General features: G+C 65.3%; 14 protein-coding genes. 6 read left to right on the top strand and 8 right to left on the bottom strand.

Annotated features, from left to right (window positions below; all coding sequences use genetic code 11):
- Positions 1-68 precede the first annotated feature (68 nt).
- Entirely contained in the window at positions 69-1,334 is a 1,266-nt protein-coding gene (locus EDE08_RS11220; protein ID WP_131869347.1) for a cytochrome P450, read from the bottom strand.
- A 311-nt stretch (positions 1,335-1,645) separates the two neighbouring features.
- On the opposite strand from EDE08_RS11220, the gene EDE08_RS11215 reads away from it, so the two are divergent.
- The 3 genes from EDE08_RS11215 to EDE08_RS11205 all read left to right on the top strand — a co-directional run bounded on the left by EDE08_RS11215 (position 1,646) and on the right by EDE08_RS11205 (position 4,472).
- Positions 1,646-2,791: a YjgN family protein gene (locus EDE08_RS11215; RefSeq protein ID WP_207912990.1), complete on the top strand. Its 1,146-nt coding sequence runs from the start codon at positions 1,646-1,648 to the stop codon at positions 2,789-2,791.
- Positions 2,792-2,794: 3 nt separating this feature from the next.
- Positions 2,795-3,904 (top strand): M48 family metallopeptidase, encoded by a 1,110-nt coding sequence (locus tag EDE08_RS11210; RefSeq protein WP_131869348.1) that lies wholly within the window; start codon positions 2,795-2,797, stop codon positions 3,902-3,904.
- A gap of 76 nt (positions 3,905-3,980) precedes the next feature.
- Complete coding sequence (locus EDE08_RS11205; protein ID WP_131869349.1) at positions 3,981-4,472, top strand: DUF305 domain-containing protein; 492 nt, start codon at positions 3,981-3,983, stop codon at positions 4,470-4,472.
- A gap of 15 nt (positions 4,473-4,487) precedes the next feature.
- Here EDE08_RS11205 and EDE08_RS11200 read toward each other — a convergent pair whose 3' ends face one another.
- The 4 genes from EDE08_RS11200 to EDE08_RS11185 all read right to left on the bottom strand — a co-directional run bounded on the left by EDE08_RS11200 (position 4,488) and on the right by EDE08_RS11185 (position 8,076).
- Entirely contained in the window at positions 4,488-4,700 is a 213-nt protein-coding gene (locus EDE08_RS11200; protein ID WP_131869350.1) for a hypothetical protein, read from the bottom strand.
- 80 nt (positions 4,701-4,780) lie between these two features.
- Positions 4,781-5,410, bottom strand: coding sequence for a uracil phosphoribosyltransferase (gene upp / locus EDE08_RS11195; protein ID WP_131869351.1), 630 nt, complete (start codon positions 5,408-5,410; stop codon positions 4,781-4,783).
- Between the two features lie 163 nt (positions 5,411-5,573).
- Entirely contained in the window at positions 5,574-6,812 is a 1,239-nt protein-coding gene (locus EDE08_RS11190) for a URC4/urg3 family protein (RefSeq protein ID WP_131869352.1), read from the bottom strand.
- 7 nt (positions 6,813-6,819) lie between these two features.
- Positions 6,820-8,076 carry a GTP cyclohydrolase II gene (locus EDE08_RS11185; RefSeq protein ID WP_131869353.1) on the bottom strand — a complete coding sequence of 419 codons (1,257 nt, stop codon included), beginning with the start codon at positions 8,074-8,076 and terminating at the stop codon, positions 6,820-6,822.
- 385 nt (positions 8,077-8,461) lie between these two features.
- Between EDE08_RS11185 and EDE08_RS11180 the strand changes: the two genes are divergently transcribed.
- Entirely contained in the window at positions 8,462-9,586 is a 1,125-nt protein-coding gene (locus tag EDE08_RS11180) for a threonine synthase (RefSeq protein ID WP_131869354.1), read from the top strand.
- A gap of 109 nt (positions 9,587-9,695) precedes the next feature.
- On the opposite strand, the gene EDE08_RS11175 is transcribed toward EDE08_RS11180, so the two are convergent.
- Together EDE08_RS11175 and EDE08_RS11170 are read right to left on the bottom strand one after the other, a co-directional pair.
- Entirely contained in the window at positions 9,696-10,511 is an 816-nt protein-coding gene (locus EDE08_RS11175) for a DUF2927 domain-containing protein (RefSeq protein ID WP_131869355.1), read from the bottom strand.
- An 83-nt stretch (positions 10,512-10,594) separates the two neighbouring features.
- The gene (locus EDE08_RS11170) at positions 10,595-11,173 is read right to left on the bottom strand and encodes a L,D-transpeptidase (RefSeq protein WP_131869356.1); all 579 of its coding nucleotides are present in this window, start codon (positions 11,171-11,173) and stop codon (positions 10,595-10,597) included.
- Positions 11,174-11,436: 263 nt separating this feature from the next.
- Here EDE08_RS11170 and EDE08_RS11165 point away from each other — a divergent pair, with 263 nt between their 5' ends.
- Both EDE08_RS11165 and EDE08_RS11160 read left to right on the top strand, forming a co-directional pair.
- Positions 11,437-12,984, top strand: a complete 1,548-nt coding sequence (locus tag EDE08_RS11165; RefSeq protein WP_061878978.1) for an acetolactate synthase large subunit — start codon at positions 11,437-11,439, stop codon at positions 12,982-12,984.
- Between the two features lie 248 nt (positions 12,985-13,232).
- On the top strand, positions 13,233-13,751 hold the full coding sequence (locus tag EDE08_RS11160) for a hypothetical protein (RefSeq protein WP_131869357.1): 519 nt from the start codon (positions 13,233-13,235) through the stop codon (positions 13,749-13,751).
- Positions 13,752-13,852: 101 nt separating this feature from the next.
- Here EDE08_RS11160 and EDE08_RS11155 read toward each other — a convergent pair whose 3' ends face one another.
- Positions 13,853-15,784 (bottom strand): AI-2E family transporter, encoded by a 1,932-nt coding sequence (locus tag EDE08_RS11155; RefSeq protein WP_131869358.1) that lies wholly within the window; start codon positions 15,782-15,784, stop codon positions 13,853-13,855.
- Positions 15,785-16,093 lie beyond the last annotated feature (309 nt).

Here is a 16,093-nt window from a genome sequence, read left to right as displayed (position 1 = left end):
CAGCGTGTTCGCGGAGAGAGCCCCTCATCCCGACCCTCTCCCCGTAAGAACGGGGAGAGGGAGCTAGTTCACGCCGCAATCCTCACCGGCAACGTCTCCAGCCCCTTCACGAAGCTGGAATAGACCCGCCTGGGCTCGCCGACCACATCAATATGGTCGAACCGCTTGAGAATTTCTTCCCAAATAATCTTGAGCTGGAGTTCGGCGAGCCTGAGGCCCACGCAGCGGTGGATGCCGAAGCCGAAGGAGAGGTGCGTGCGCGGGCGGGCGCGATCGATGATGAAATCATAGGGCTTTTCGATCACCTCCTCGTCGCGGTTGCCCGAAACGTACCACATCACGACCTTGTCACCCTTCTTGATCTGCTTGCCGCGGAATTCGAAGTCGGAGAGCGCCGTGCGCCGCATATGCGCGAGCGGCGTCTGCCAGCGGATCACCTCGGGCACGAAGCTGTCGAGCAGATCAGGGTTCTGGCGCAGCTTGCGATACTGCTCCGGATGCTGGCTCAGCGCGTAGATCGAGCCCGACATGGTGTTGCGGGTGGTGTCGTTGCCGCCGACGATCAAAAGGATGAGATTGCCGAGGAAGTTCCGGGCGTCCATGTCGCGCGTGGCGGCACTGTGCGCCATCATCGACAACAGGTCGCTCTTCGGCGGCTGTTCGATGCGCTCCTTCCAAAGGCGGGAGAAATAGGCCGCGCATTCCGTCAGCTCGGCCATCCGTTCGTCCTCGGTGGCGACGAGGCCGTCGGGGCCGGGAATGGTGGTGGCGATATCAGACCAGCGCGTCAGCTTGCGGCGGTCCTCCCAGGGGAAGTCGAACAGCACCGCCAGCATCTGCGTCGTCAGCTCGATCGAGACGCGATCGACCCAGTCGAACACCTCGCCGCGGGGCAGGTTGTCCAGGCACTCGGCCGAGCGCTTGCGGATGTTGATGGCGAGATTGTCCAGGTGCGTCGGCGTGAACATCGGCGCCACGGTCTTGCGCTGGGCCGCATGGCGCGGCGGGTCCATCGAGATGAAGCTCTCGCGGCGCAAATCCGGATCGATGTCGCGGATGGTGATGCCGCCGAGGGCGGAGGCCGAGGAGAACACCGCATGGTTGGTCTCGATCTCCATGATGTCGTTGTAGCGCGTCACCGACCAATATGGCCCGAACATCGAGTCCTTGCAGTAGTGCACGGGATCGTCCCGGCGCAGGCGATCGAAATAGGGCCAGAACGTATCCGTCCTGAACAACTCCGGGTCGCCCGGATCGAACTGCTCCAGCGGCAGTGACGTGGCGCGCGCGCGAAGTGCGTCGAGCTTGGTCGCGCTCTCGATGGTCCCGTGCATGACCGTTCTCCCTGACCTGAACCGCGCGTTCTCGTTGAATTCTGCGCTGCGGTATTTGATTTGCAATTACAGCCGGTTGTCTGCGTCGGAGCAAGGGAGAGTTTTGCCACATCCAACCTTCACGAGAGCGTCGGATGGCCGTCACGCCGCCACGCGAACGTGACCTCCCGCACGCTGCGCGGTGGAGAATCATGCAAGAACCCTATCGGAATCGAGGTAAATCGAACCGGCCCAGCTTGGGGATTGACTAACCTCTGATCTATAGTTTGACCGCAACAGATCCGCATCCCGAGGTTGCTGCCGTGAACGACATGCAATGGACCCCCATTGGGTCCGAACCCTTACCGCCGCCGCTGCCGCCCACGCGGGTCGATTTCTCCGGCAAGCGCTCCGAGTTCCGCAGAATGGTCACCAGGGGTGCCATGCTGGAGCTCGTCACCTTCGGCTTCTACCGGTTCTGGCTGGTCACCGACATTCGCCGCCATCTGTGGGCCAACACTGCGATTGACGGCGATGCGGCCGAATATACCGGGCGGGCCAAGGAGCTTTTGATCGGCTTCCTCGTCGCGCTCGCGATCCTGGTGCCGATCTATCTCGCCTATTTTCTGATCGGCATCGAGTTCGAGCGCTGGCAGGGCTTTGCCTCGTTGCCGCTGTTCATCGGCTTCTACGCCTTCGGCCAATTCGCGATTTTTCGCGCGCGGCGCTATCGCCTGACGCGCACGGTCTGGCGCGGCGTGCGGTTCTGGATGGACGGCTCGGGCTGGGCCTATTCGCTCCGCGCCATGCTGTGGGGCTTGCTCGTGTTCCTGACGCTCGGCCTGGCGCTGCCGTGGCGCGCAGCTGCGCTCGAGCGCTACAAGATGCAGCACACCCATTATGGCGATCTCTCCGGCGACTTCGAAGGCGACGGCTGGACGTTCTTCAAGCGCGGCTGGTGGCTGTGGCTGCTCAGCCCGGTCGCGCTCGTGATCTTCCCGCTGGCGCCGTTCCTCTACGCCGAGTTCAAGGCGCGCGAGTGGCGCTGGTGGCTCGACGGCATTCGCATCGGCGGCGTCAGCCTGTCCTCGAACCTGCCTCATGACGCGTTCTACGGCCTGTACTGGAAGGTGGTCGGCTGGTGGACGCTGCTCTCGGCCGCGTTCGGTGCTTACATGGTCGGCGGCACCTTGCTCGTCGTCCAGCTCACCGGCGTGCCGGTCGATCAGGTCTTCGAGCCCGGCGACGGCGCGAACAGCATCCCGGTGGTGGCAATGATGGTGATCGGCTATTTCGCCGTAGCGCTGGCCATCAACATCGTCATGCGCGTCTATCTCCAGCGCGATCTCTGGGCGAAGGTGCTGGAGACCGTCGAGGTGCACGAGATCGCGGCCGCGGCGAATGTGCAGGGGCGCGGCGAACTCGTCGGCGCGCTCGGTGAAGGGTTTGCCGATGGACTGGATGTTGCAGGATTCTGAACCGTGAGTGACGTGTCCACCGGGGTCCCGGCCGGGTCCTCAAAGCCGACCATCTTCTTCGACGGCGTCTCGAGCCGCAGGCGTCAGGTGATGCTGACGCTCGGTGATGCGCTCGAAATCGCTGAGGACGGCGAAGCGCCCGTTCGCTGGGCCTATGCCGATATCCGCCGCGCCGACGGCCCGGCCGGCGTTTTGCGTCTGGCCTGCACATCGGCCCCGCCCCTGGCGCGGCTCGAGATCCGCGACGCGGCAGTGGCGGCAGATGTGACCGCGCGCTGCCTGCATCTCGACGAGCACCAGACCACGCGACGCGGCACAGCAAAGATCGTGGGCTGGTCGGTGGCTGCCGCCGTCTCCATCGTCTGCGTCGTCTTGTTCGGCGTGCCGCTCGCCGCCGATCGTCTCGCACCGCTGGTGCCGAAGCCGGTCGAACGGCGCATCGGCGATGCCGCCGAAGTGCAGATGAAGACGATCTTCGGCCGCAGCGTCTGCGAAGACCCCGCGGGCAAGGCCGCGTTCACCAAGCTCGTCAACCGTCTGCGCGATGCGGCCGGCCTCGACGACACCATGACGGCGGGCGTGCTGCCGACCTCGGTGCCGAACGCCTTCGCGCTGCCTGGCGGCAAGGTGTTCGTGCTGAAGGGCCTGCTCGACAAGGCTGAAAGCCCCGACGAGCTCGCAGGCATCCTCGCCCACGAGCTCGGCCATCTCAAGCATTACGACAACATGCGCGGCCTGATCTACAACGGCGGCACCTCGTTCCTGATCGGCCTCTTGTTCGGCGACGTCACCGGCTCCTCGGCCGTGATCTTCGCCTCGCGCAGCCTGGTCGAGGCCTCCTATTCGCGCGAGGCCGAGACCGGCGCCGACACCTTCGCGATCGAGATCATGCACAAGCTCGGCCGCTCGCCAAAACCCGCGGCCGAATTGATGTTCCGCATTACCGGCAAGGAGGGCGGTTCCGGTCTCACCACGATCCTCGCCAGCCACCCGCTGACCGAGGACCGCCTCGCGCGCATGACCAGGGAAGATCGCCCGGCCTCCGGCCCGCCGCTGCTGACCGACAAGGAGTGGCAGGCGCTGAAGGGCATTTGCGGCAGCGGGAAGGTGTGAGCAGGCGGGCTGTCCCGCAAGGAACGATCTCTGTGAACGAAGTTATCCTTCCGACGCAGAGATACGGAAGTTCCACATGAGCTATGGCCGCTTCGCCGCGATGATCGCGGCCTCTACCATCATCATGTTCGCCTTGATGTACCTCAACACGTTCGCCCTGGATCACGTCTGGTACAGCCAGACCCGGACCTGGATGGCGCTGCTGATGGGCGCCGTCATGGCGATCGTGATGCTGGGCTTCATGTGGAGCATGTACCGGAACCGGACCGCGAACATCGCCATTCTGGTGACCGGCGTCGCTGTGTTCGCGATTTCGCTCTGGCTCGTCCGCAGTCAGGAGACCGTGTCCGACGTCGCCTACATGAAAGCAATGATCCCGCATCACTCGATCGCGGTGCTCACGAGCGAGCGCGCACACATCAGGGATCCTCGCGTTCGCAAGCTGGCCGACGATATTATCGAGGCGCAGGTGCGGGAGATCGGCGAGATGGAACGTTTGATCGCCGATCTCGAAGCGAAGCCGCCGTCGGCGGACGCGAAGGATCTGCCACCGAGGCCACCGATCTGACACGACGCGATCGCGTCACTTCGCCGGGGCAGCAGGCGGATTCGACCCGGTGGTGACGTTCGGCGTCGTGTTCGGGTTCGAGGTCGTGGTCTGGGGGCCGAATTCGCGTCCATTGTAGAAGAAGACGGCCGCGACCACGGCGATCACGAAGATTACGCCGATTGCCCAGCCGACCGGACTGTTGCGACGCGCTCTGTCGGCCCTGCGGTCGTCATTCTGATAGGTCATCGTTGCTCTCCATCGCAAAGCAGGAGAACCGCGCGCGATGGAAGCTGTTCCTAAAGTGGTGCGGTGCGGACGCGCAGCACCTACCTCGTTCCATAGGCACGGTCCCCGGCATCGCCGAGACCGGGCAGGATGAAGCCGTTCTCGTCGAGGCCCTCGTCCACCGCCGCGGTCCAGATCGGCACGTCCGGGTGGAATCCGCGCAGCCGTTCGAGTCCCTCCGGAGCGGCGATCAGGCAGGCGAGGCGGATGTCCCTGGCGCCGCGCTCCTTCAGCCGGTCGATGGCGGCGACGGTGGTGTTGGCGGTGGCCACCACCGGCGTCACCACGATCGCCAGCCGCTCGCCGAGATCGGACGGCGACTTGAAGAAATATTCCACCGCGGCAAAGCTGTGCGGCTCGCGGTAGAGCCCGATATGGGCGACGCGCGCGGTCGGCACGAGGTCCATCATGCCGTCGACGAAGGTGGTGCCGGCCCGCAGCATCGGCACGAACACGAGCTTCTTGCCGGCGATCTTGGCCGAGTGCATCGTCGCCAGCGGCGTCTCGATGACGGTATCAGCGAGCGGCAGGTCGCGCGTCACCTCGTAGCATAGCAGCATGCCGATCTCCTTGATCAGCTCCCGAAACGATTTGGTCGAGATGGACTTGTCCCGCACCAGCGTCAGCTTGTGCTGCACCAGGGGATGATCGACGATCGTGACGCCTTCCATGATGGGATGCCTTTCTTCCTTCTCCCCTTGTGGGAGAAGGTGGCGCGAAGCGCCGAATGAGGGGTCTGCTTCCACGAACTCAAGCGAGAGATATGCCCGCGGAGACATACCCCTCACCCGGCTTCGCTTTCGCGAAGCCACCCTCTCCCACAAGGGGCGAGGGTCAGAACACGGTGCCGTCGCTGATCACCTTGAGCGGCGGCGAGCCGTCGGGACGGCGTGCGAAGGCGATGGCGCGACCGGCGGCCCAGCTGCCGCCTTCCAAAATGCTGACGAGCGGCAAGGTTTCGGGCGTGCGGCCGAGCTTGGTGCGAACCAGGTCGGCCAGCCGATCGAGCAGCGCGACCGTCAGCGCGCGCCACTCCACGACCAGCAGCGAATCCACCGCATGCGCGCGCCCGGAATCGGCGGCGTCGCGCAGGCGCAGCACCTCGTGGTCGACGAACAGCCCGCCATTGCGGTATTCGGCCAGCCCGGTCAGGCCGTCGATGTCGGTGACCGCGAAGCCAGCGCGCTGGAGCGGCTCGATCAGCGAGTAGCTCAGCCATTGCGATAGCTTGTGCAGCGGCACGAGGCCCACGGTCGCGTCATCGGCCTTGATCGCCGGATGGCGCCAGCAATCGCCGAGCGGGATGCCATCGAGTTCGAGCCGTGACGGCCAGATCGGTCCGAGCTGGTTCAGCACCGCCGACAGGATTGCGGGCGCGGCAATGGTGCCCTCATTCGCCTGCGCCGCGATGTGATCGAACAGGCCGCCTGGCCGCGGCGTGTCGTGCAGGCCGAACACGTCTGCGCGCTCCGCCACCAGCTTTCCCAGACGCCGCAGCAGATCGGTGCGCCCTTCGAGGCCGAGCAGCGGATTGGCGTCGCTCGCCTGGAAGGCGGATGTGAGGGCGGCGGGCGGCAACTTTGCGAGCACATCCGCATCGGCCCTGAATGGCGCACGCGCATCGCGCGAGAAGAGGCCGCCCGCGAACATGTCGAGGCTCGCAATCGCAAGCCCCTCGGAGCGGCCGATGCCTTGTCCCGTCACGGCGTCGCGATAGCGCCACGCGGCACCCGCGCCGGCATCGAGCAGCACGCTGACGATGGCGAGGTCGAATTCCGCGCGCGCCCGCGCAGCGCGATCCGGCCAGGACGCAGGATCGGCAAGCCGCGCCCAACGGTCGACACCGCCAAGCACAAAGTGCCGCCAGCGCGCATGGAAGGGGATATCCAGCGTCGGATAGGCCTTGCGCGTGACCGCAAGCACCGCCTCCGCGACGCCATCCATGCGGTCGAGATCGATCGTGAAATGTGAGAGCTTGCCGGCAAGGCCGAGATCGAGCATCTGGCCCGCGCGCGCGCACACCGCCTTTGCGGTGAGCAGCGAGCGTGCCTGCACTTCCAATGCGTCCGCCATCGCGCGATCAGTATTTTTCGAGCGAACGCCCGACCACGCCGTTCACGTCCTTTTCCGGCGCGATGTCGGTCGAGTAATAGCCGGCGGCCTTCTTCGCGGCGATCTCGACATAGGCGTCGGCCGGAATCAGCTCCGGCGGGATCGGCACGCGTTCGACGATGTCGATGCCCTGCGAGGTCAGTGCGTCGTGTTTCATGTCGCTCATCGACAGGAAGCGGTCGATGCGCTTGAGGCCCAGCCAGTGGATCGTATCCGGCATCAATTGCTGGAAGCGTGCGTCCTGGACGCCGGCGACGCATTCGGTGCGCTCGAAATAGGCGGCGGCCGCGTCGCCATCCTCCTGGCGCTTGCGCGCGTTGTAGACCAGGAATTTCGTGACCTCGCCGAGTGCGCGGCCCTCCTTCCGGTTATAGACGACGAGCCCGAGCCCGCCCTCCTGCGCGCCGCGCGCGGATTCCTCGATGCCATGGATCAGGTAGGGCCGGCAGGTGCAGATGTCGGAGCCGAACACGTCGGAGCCGTTGCACTCGTCATGGACGCGGCAGGTGATTTTCGTGCGATGGTCCGGCAGCTTGGTGACGTCGCCGAACAGATAGACCGTGGTGCCGCCGATCGGCGGCAGGAACACTTTCATGTCCGGCCGCGTCACCAGTTCGGGGAACATGCCGGCGGTCTGTTCGAACAACGTCCGCCGCAGCTCGGTCTCACCGGTACCGAAGCGTGCCGCGAGGCCCGGCAGGTACCAGACCGGATCGATCGCGATCTTCACCACGGACACGCTGCCATTGGCGTGCACGACTTCGCCGTCGGCGCGCAGCCGCTTCGCGGCCAGCGCCTCGCGGATCTCCGGCAGGTCGAGCCGCGCCCGCGTCACCGCGATGCTCGGGCGGATGTCGGCGCCTTCGGCGATCTCCTGGCGGAAGTTCTCGGCGACGAGATGCCCCCAGGGATCGAGCGCGACGATCTTGGCGGGATCGCGCCATTGCTCGAACGGCCCGATGGTCGCGGCCGGAAAGGTATTGGTGAGGTCGGGCCTGCGAATCGGATCGAGTGCGCCGGCGGAGACGGCGAGCGCGCGATACATCGCGTAGGATCCGCCATGGCTGCCGATCACGTTGCGATCCCCGGCGCGCGACACCGTGCCGATGACCGGCCCGCGGGCGCGCGCGTCGGCGGCGCCCCAGTGGATCGGAAAGGCGGCCTTCCTGCCCGGCTCCGGATGGGAGGTGAGGCGGATGTGGTCGGTACGGTTGGCACGGCTCATGTCCAGGCTCCCAAAAAGCCAACGGCCCGCCGCTTGGACGGGCCTGGCTCGCTTGCGTTGCCTGCCGCAGAACAGCGGTGGCGCAAGCTCAATCCAACATATTGTAGCGGCCGGCGACGACAGACAAGTTAATCGTGCCGGGCGGGCAGGGCCGTTTGCGACCAAATTCCTGTCATCGACGGGCCTGCAAAGCTCCCCTTCAGCACCGGGTGCACACGCCGGCCAAGCGCGCCGCTCAGCCGGCGGGGTCCGCTTAAGAAATTGAAGTATTTATACTTTTCATGTTTTCAAGAGGTTGAGCATCCTTCCGCTCGGCCCGCGCCGAATCCCGGACTAAACGTGTCATCCGTCCGATCGCGCATCGTCCCTGTCTTGGAGACTCCCAATGCCCGCCCCCAGCTACATCGACCCCCGCAACGGAAAACCCTATCCGCTGGACCAGCCGCGCTGGTGCTCGGACGAGCGCACGCCGCTGTTGGTGACGCCTTGTGCCGGCATCTCGCGCGAGGAAATCGATGGCCGGGCGCGGTCGCTCTGGCGCTACCGGGCGGCATTGCCGGTCGAGATCGCCAATCCGATCTCGCTCGGCGAGGGCTGCACGCCGCTGATCCAGCAAGGTTGGGGCGACCTGCGTCCTTTCTTCAAGCTCGAATGGTTCAATCCGACCGGCAGCTTCAAGGACCGCGGCTCTTCCGTGATGCTGTCCTTCCTGCGGCAGCTCGGTGTCGATGCCATTCTGGAGGACTCGTCGGGCAATGGCGGCTCGTCGATGGCAGGGCTTGGCGCCGCCGGCGGCATGCGCGTGAAGATCCTCGCGCCAGCGTCCACGTCGCCGGCCAAGATCGCGCAGGTGCGGGCCTATGGCGCCGAGGTGCAACTCGTCGAAGGGCCACGCGAGGAATCGGAAGCCGAGGCCATCCGCCAGTCGACCCAGACCTTCTACGCCAGCCACAATTGGCAGCCGTTCTTCCTCGAAGGCACCAAATCGCTCGCCTACGAGATCTGGGAGGATCTCGGCTTTCGCGCACCCGACAACGTCATCGTTCCCGTGGGCGCCGGCAGCAGCCTGCTCGGCTGCGCCTTCGGCTTCCGCGAGCTCTTGAAGGCCGGGCAGATATCGAAGCTGCCGCGCCTGTTCGCGGCGCAGCCGCTGAATTGCTCGCCGATCGATGCGAGCTTCAAGGCCGGCGTCGATACGCCCGTCGCGCGCGAGGTGCACAAGACCATCGCCGAAGGCACCGCGATCAAGCACCCCCTGCGCCTGCGCGAGATCATCGGCGCCTTGCGCGAGAGCGGTGGCGGCACCGTCGCGCTCACCGAGGACGAGATCGTCGCGGCCTTGCGACGTCTCGCGCGCCAGGGCCTGTTCGCCGAGCCGACCAGCGCCAGCGCGGCGGCGGCACTGGACAAGCTCGCAGCCGCTGGTGCCATCAAGGCGACCGAGACCACGGTCGTCATCCTCACCGGCACCGGGCTGAAGGCCGCAACCACCGTCGCCGATCTGGTGTAGTAGGGCATAGAGCGCAGCGAAACCCATCAGCTTCGCCGCCGTCGCAGCAGCTCGATGGGTTTCGCTTTCGCTCTACCCATCCTACGACTTCAGCGTTTGGGTGGGCGCCTCACTCCTTCAGATCATTCACCCGCTTCACCCAGGCGCGCACATCCTTGAGCACGGCGGGCAGCACCGCCTTGACCTCGGCCACGGTCATGCCCGCCTTGATGCGGGGATCGTAGAGCAGGTTGAGGATGTACTGGTCGTAGACGTCGAAATAGCCCATCGAGACGTTGTCGTTGAACATGGTCCACGGCACGCTGGCGGTGTCGTTGATCGGCCCGAGCGATTGCAGGAGCTCCTCATAGGCGCAGTCGAGGAAGACGAAATCGCCGTTGTCGACGGTGAGGATGACGTCGGAATGCTCGATCTCGAAATCGTCGTTCTTGCGGAAGCCCGACAGGCATTGCGGGTCGAGCGAGGTGCGAATCTCGCGCGCCTTCTCGGCGCCGTAGAAGCTGGTGAGGGTGCGGTAGAGGTCGCGGTCGCGCACCAGCTTGACCCGCACATTCGCCGCTTCGTTGGTGTCGATCATGGCGATGTCGAGATGCTGCACGCGCCTGCCGATATCGGCCACGACCTTTGCAAGCTGCGTCTTGCGGTCGGCGCGGTCGCTCTCGGCGAACACGCGCACCGGCCCGTCGAACTTGCGGATGCGGTCGACGCGGCCGGCGAGATGATATTCGGCGCCGAATGCCGTCTTGAGGAAGCCTTCGACGATCTCGCCGTCGGTGAAGCTCTTCTTCTCGGCGCGCTGACGCGAGGAGACCGCGGGCAATTCGCCCGCGGCAGCGATGGCCGCGGTGTCAGGCACCAATGTGAGCGCGGCGAGCGCCAGCAGGGCGATGCGAAGGGCGGGCGAGGACGGAGTGAATGCGTTCATCGTTGCCCGACGCTGCCGTATTCACGCCGCGCGCACAAGTCCACAAATCCACGCGCCTTGCGGGTTCCCGCTGCGGCGTTCGGCTAGTTGTTCAGCACCACCACGGTGGTGCCGACGGCGACACGGCTGTAGAGGTCGGTGACGTCGTCGTTGGTCATGCGGAAGCAGCCTGAGGAGACGGCTTGACCGATCGTCTCCGGCTCGTTGGAACCGTGGATGCGGTACAGCGTCGAGCCCAGATACATCGCGCGGGCACCGAGCGGATTGTCGACGCCGCCCTTCATGTGGCGTGGCAGGTCGGGCCGGCGGGCCAGCATCTGCGACGGCGGCGTCCAGTCCGGCCATTCCCTCTTGGCGGTGATCTTGTGCACCCCGCCCCAGCGGAAGCCGTCGCGGCCGACGCCGATGCCGTAGCGCAGGGCCTGGCCGTTGGGGAGAACGAGGTAGAGCCGGCGTTCGCTGGTGTTCACTACGATGGTGCCGGGGGCGTAGTTGCCGTTGTACATGACGGTGGTGCGGGGAACTGGATTTGCGCCGGAACGGAAGAAGTTCGGACCGCCGCCCATGATGTCGCGCGTGTCGAACTCTTCGGCGAACGCGCCGCCCGCCGTGGCCGACAGCAGTGCGATGGCGGCGATCGGCGCGGCAAAAAACCGGATCATTGTCTCCCCCAGAAAGAAATCGATTCAATGAGTGCCACAGGCCATATTTGCAGGCATTCCGCAAGCCACGGGCCCGTGAGGGATGCCATGCTTGACCATTGGCGTTACCAAATCGGCAACCACAATTTGCCGAAAACCATTAGCCAAACCGGCGCATCGTCGCGCGGGGCAGGGCGGCGATGCCGGCTATTGCTTTGACGGGACGCGCGAACAATGATTGATCGGACGGATATCTGGACATGGCCGGTTGCGGGAGCTTTGGGATGAACGGTGCGGAAAGCCTGGTGCGGACGATGGTTAAGGGTGGGGTGGACGTCTGCTTCACCAACCCCGGTACCTCCGAGATGCATTTTGTCGCAGCGCTCGACCGCGTGCCGGGCATGCGCTGCGTGCTCGGCCTGTTCGAGGGCGTGGTGACGGGCGCTGCCGACGGCTATTTCCGCATGAAGGGAACGCCGGCCTCGACCCTGCTGCATCTCGGCCCCGGCCTCGCCAACGGGCTTGCCAATCTGCACAATGCCAAGAAGGCGAACTCCGGCATCGTCAACATCGTCGGCCAGCACGCCGTCTACCATATCGGCTACAACGCGCCTCTGACCTCCGACATCGAGGGCCTGGCCCGGCCGATGTCGTCCTGGGTCCGCACCTCGCCGGACGCCAAATCGGTCGCCGCCGACGGTGCCGCGGCGATTGCCGCCGCCAAGAGCGCGCCGCCGCAGATCGCGACCCTGATCCTGCCCGCCGACACCGCCTGGAACGAGGCCGACGGCATCGCCGAGGTTCCGGCCGAGCAGCAACGTGCGAGCTATTCGCCGCAGGCGGTCGAGCAGGCCGCAAGAATCCTGCATGGCGACGGCGAGGGCACGCTGCTCCTGATGACCGGGAGCGCCCTAAGCGAGCAGGGCCTGGCGCTGGCCGAGCGCATCGCCGGCAAGACCGGCTGCACCGTGATGGGCCCGACCTTCCGCCCCAAGATGGCGCGCGGCCGCGGCCGTTTCTCGATCGATCGCATCCACTACGTGATCGATCAGGCCCTGCCGATGCTGGCGAAGTTCCGTCACATCGTGCTGGTCGAGTCCGACGATCCCGTGGCCTTCTTCGCCTATCCGAACAAGCCGAGCATGCTCAAGCCGCAAGGTTGCGAGGTCCATCGCATGACCTCCTGGGGCGAGAACTCGGTCGCGGCGTTGGAGGCGCTCGCCGGCGCGGTGAAGGCCAGCGCCAGGGACGTCAAGCCGCAGGCTCTGGCCGAACTGGTCAAGCCGACCGGCGCGCTCACCTTCGCCACAATCGCGCAGGCGATCGCCTGTGCGATCCCCGAGAACGCGATCATGGTCGACGAATCCCTGACCACCGGCCGCGGCTTCTTCCCGCCGACGGCGGCCGCCGCCCCGCACGACTGGCTCCAGAACATGGGCGGCTCGATCGGCTTCTCCACGCCGCTGTCGATCGGCGCTGCGATCGCCTGTCCGGATCGCAAGGTGATCACCATGGTCGGCGACGGCAGCGCGATGTACACGATCCAGTCGCTGTGGACGCAGGCGCGCGAGAACCTCGACATCGTCACCATCGTGTTCGCCAACCGCATCTACCAGATCCTGCGTGGTGAGTTCGACAATGTCGGCGCGGGCGAGCCCGGCCAGCGCGCCAACGACATGCTCAGGCTCGACCGTCCGACGCTCGATTTCGTCGCGCTCGCCAAGGGCATGGGCGTGCCAGGCCGCGCCGTCACCAATGCCGACGAGTTCAACAAGGCACTGGCCGAAGCGGTCGCCGAGCCCGGACCGCGGCTGATCGAAGTCCAGATGTAGCATGCATCTTTACCTCTTCCCGCTCTTTTGCGGGGAGAGGTCGGATCGCGCAGCGATCCGGGTGAGGGGCAAGGCAGGCTGTGAACTCAGGTAGAGATCTATCCGACTCGCGCATTGGGGGCCTTCCACCTATCATTCCAACCGAATTCGCGGAGACGGCCCCTCACCCCACCCTCTCCCCGTAAGAACGGGGAGAGGGAGCGAGAGACCGGTCGGGACGCATAAGGTCGAATGAGCCCGGAGGCACGATGCAGACCGAGCTGAACAAGGTGATCGCGGCGCTCCAGGACTTCTACGCCCACGAGGGTTTCCTGTTCGAGAAGGACGTCGGCGAGCGGGCGGTCACCCACCGCTTCGCCGTGCATCTGGAGAAGCAGTTTCCGGGCTGGTCAGTCGATTGCAACTACGACAGGCTCGGCGAGCGCACGCTGCATCTGCCGCACGGCACGATCATCTCGACCGACGACCATCTCGGCAAGTCGATCTACCCCGATGTCGTCGTGCATCAGCGCGAGATCCCGAACAATCTGCTCGCGATCGAGATCCGCAAGGCAAGCAATCACACGCCGCTCGAGCATGACGAGCACAAGCTGCGGGCGCTGACCGACGTGCATGTCTGGTTTCCCTTTTGGATCGGTCTGCTGCTGGTGCTGGACATGCAAGGCGTCAAGATCTCGGAAGTGTATGTCAGCAGCATCGTCGATCAGCCGCTGTCGCGCTGGTTCGCGGCGCGGCTCGCTGAGGTCGGGCTCGGCGCCGCGCCGTAGCACGCGTACTCACATAAGGTCAGCTTTCGAGGATGAGGCGGAGGTCGCTCCGTCTGGCAGCGTCGCCCCCTTGTCGCCCGGAGCCGACATCGATGGCGGCCTCACGCTGCAGCCGTTGTGGATTTATCCGTCCCTGCTTCGTGGCCGTGTTCCCTTGCCCCCGTCGCTTCGATGCACAGTCTGACGGCCTCGCCGATGCTCGTCGCAACGAGGTCAGCCTTGGCGCCTTCGCGCAGCAATTCCAGGGCCGCCGGGTCCATGTCTTTGACCCAGCAGCCCAGGATGATGGTTGCCTTCGGCAATTTCCGTCTCAGACGCCGGACGGAGTACCGCATGTGTGCCGCGGCGCGGGCATCGAGATAGACCAGGCAGACGATCGCAACGCCCGTCGTATCCAGGCGAAAGACGTTCGTCGTGGAAAGCGATGCTGCCGCTTCGACCCGCGCAGCGAGGCCGTGCTCAGTCGAGAGCTGAGCCAGCATGATCGCGGCCGCCTCATCGATCAGGCTACGTCCGGCCACGCACAGGACGGGGTGTTCACCCTGCCAATCCGGCGGGAGAGTTTCCCTGCGGAGGTAAGGCAAGTGTTCATTGGCCGCATTCTCTGCAACGCCTTCCACCGCGGACGATGCCTCGGCATCGGTGGTCGATCTGCTCCTCGCCGGCGGCCGGTCGTCCTGATCGGCAAGATCGGCGGCGAATTCGCTGACGGCGTCCCGGATCTTCGTGAGGCGTTCCTGGTCGAGCGTATTGCGCTCGGCGTCGGCTTGCGCCAGTTGCAAACCCTTCAGGGCGACCTCATCATAGTACGAAGCTAGCGAACGCTCCTTCAGGAACTCTTCGGCCTTTTCGGCCGCTTCCGTGGGATCCCCCGCCAGCATCCGCTGGTAGAATATTTCCGGAGGAGAGAGCGCCGGTCGGTCTCCGAACATGACGTCGAGAAATTCCAGTCGCTCCACATGCCGCCCGAGGACCACGAGGCAAATCGTGAGGGGGGTGGCGAGGACGAGCCCGATCGGTCCCCAAAGCGCTGTCCAGAACGTTGCCGATGCGACTACGGCGACGGGGGAGAGCCCCGTACTGCGGCCGTAGACCATCGGCTCGACGACGTGGCCCACGAGCGGTTCGACGACGAGAAATAGAACGAGCGTCCAAAGCAGCATCGACCAGCCGGGATCGATGGCGACCGCCAGCGCCAGCGGGAATGCGGCCGCGATGACAGCGCCCACATAGGGCACGAAGCGAAGCGCAGCCGCAAGGATGCCCCAGAGAATCGCGCTTGGAATTCCGATGAACCAGAGGCCGGTGCCGATCACCACGCCGAATGCGCCGTTCAGGATGAGCTGGGTCAGAAACAGCTTGCTGAGGCGGCTCGCTGCATCGTCCAGCGCAGCGGTCGTACGCTGCAGATCCGACGAGCCCGCCAGCCGGATGAAACGGTTACGCAGATCCTCGCGTTGAATGAGAATGAAGACGACGAAGATGATGATGATGCCGGTGGTCGCGAGCGGATGAATGAGCGGAGAAATCAAGGTTCGTAGACTTTCCAACGCGCCGGGATCGGGCTGGCGTACTTCGACCGGGACCGGTGGCGCGGAGGGATTCGAGCCCGCGATCATGCCGGGGCTCCGCGCGGATGGGGCGTCTTTCGGTTTATCGAGCTCCTTGCTGAGATCCTTCAGCATGTCGGATGCACGCTCCAGCGTGCCCCTGCCGGCCTTGGTATCCCGAAATGCCTGGATCTTCTCGCTGATCGTCGATTGATATCGGGGCAGGTCACCCGCGAGTTGCGTCAGCTGAGCGGCGAGAAGGCTTCCCATCGCGAAGATCAGCATGAACGCAACGACGACCACGCTGACGACCGCCAATCCCCGCGGGACACGGATGCGCTGCAACATTCCGACCAGCGGCGCCAGCACGAAGCTGAGGAGAACAGCCAGCGCAACGGGCACGAAGATATCCCGGCCGAAATAGAGCATCGAAATGATGATGACGGTCAGAATTGCGGTCGCGACGGCGCTGAGCAGCGCCATCAGTTCTTCGGTGGTGCGTGGTTTGAAGGGCTGTCGCGCTACAGGCCTCATTTGCTGTCCCTGTCCCGTCGTCCGCTGAGCGTGCACCGATGTCAGCTGCAAGGGCGCAGGACGACACTGCAGAGGACGGCCGCTCAGGGCACTCGTCCGCGCGGTCTTCGTGAGCGGCGGCCGAACTCGGTCGCCATCGCGACGCCAACCGCGCCGCGCTGAAAAGGTTCCTGGCTGCGGCAATGAAGTGCGCGATGCACAGCTCTCCGCGGCCGACCGTTCCCGCTTGGACCCCTTACCCGAAGTTCGCCCGATCTG

Source organism: Bradyrhizobium sp. R2.2-H, from assembly GCF_004346455.1.
Taxonomy (GTDB): Bacteria; Pseudomonadota; Alphaproteobacteria; order Rhizobiales; family Xanthobacteraceae; genus Bradyrhizobium; species Bradyrhizobium diversitatis.
This window is presented reverse-complemented; position numbering and strand designations above follow the sequence as displayed.

What these genes read in the sequence shown, in the direction of transcription:
- EDE08_RS11220 (WP_131869347.1), bottom strand. Translation starts at nt 1,334, where the DNA reads ATGCACGGGACCATCGAGAGCGCGACCAAGCTCGACGCACTTCGCGCG.
- EDE08_RS11215 (WP_207912990.1), top strand. Translation starts at nt 1,646, where the DNA reads ATGCAATGGACCCCCATTGGGTCCGAACCCTTACCGCCGCCGCTGCCG.
- EDE08_RS11205 (WP_131869349.1), top strand. Translation starts at nt 3,981, where the DNA reads ATGAGCTATGGCCGCTTCGCCGCGATGATCGCGGCCTCTACCATCATC.
- EDE08_RS11200 (WP_131869350.1), bottom strand. Translation starts at nt 4,700, where the DNA reads ATGACCTATCAGAATGACGACCGCAGGGCCGACAGAGCGCGTCGCAAC.
- upp (WP_131869351.1), bottom strand. Translation starts at nt 5,410, where the DNA reads ATGGAAGGCGTCACGATCGTCGATCATCCCCTGGTGCAGCACAAGCTG.
- EDE08_RS11190 (WP_131869352.1), bottom strand. Translation starts at nt 6,812, where the DNA reads ATGGCGGACGCATTGGAAGTGCAGGCACGCTCGCTGCTCACCGCAAAG.
- EDE08_RS11185 (WP_131869353.1), bottom strand. Translation starts at nt 8,076, where the DNA reads ATGAGCCGTGCCAACCGTACCGACCACATCCGCCTCACCTCCCATCCG.
- EDE08_RS11180 (WP_131869354.1), top strand. Translation starts at nt 8,462, where the DNA reads ATGCCCGCCCCCAGCTACATCGACCCCCGCAACGGAAAACCCTATCCG.
- EDE08_RS11175 (WP_131869355.1), bottom strand. Translation starts at nt 10,511, where the DNA reads ATGAACGCATTCACTCCGTCCTCGCCCGCCCTTCGCATCGCCCTGCTG.
- EDE08_RS11170 (WP_131869356.1), bottom strand. Translation starts at nt 11,173, where the DNA reads ATGATCCGGTTTTTTGCCGCGCCGATCGCCGCCATCGCACTGCTGTCG.
- EDE08_RS11165 (WP_061878978.1), top strand. Translation starts at nt 11,437, where the DNA reads ATGAACGGTGCGGAAAGCCTGGTGCGGACGATGGTTAAGGGTGGGGTG.
- EDE08_RS11160 (WP_131869357.1), top strand. Translation starts at nt 13,233, where the DNA reads ATGCAGACCGAGCTGAACAAGGTGATCGCGGCGCTCCAGGACTTCTAC.
- EDE08_RS11155 (WP_131869358.1), bottom strand. Translation starts at nt 15,784, where the DNA reads ATGGCGCTGCTCAGCGCCGTCGCGACCGCAATTCTGACCGTCATCATC.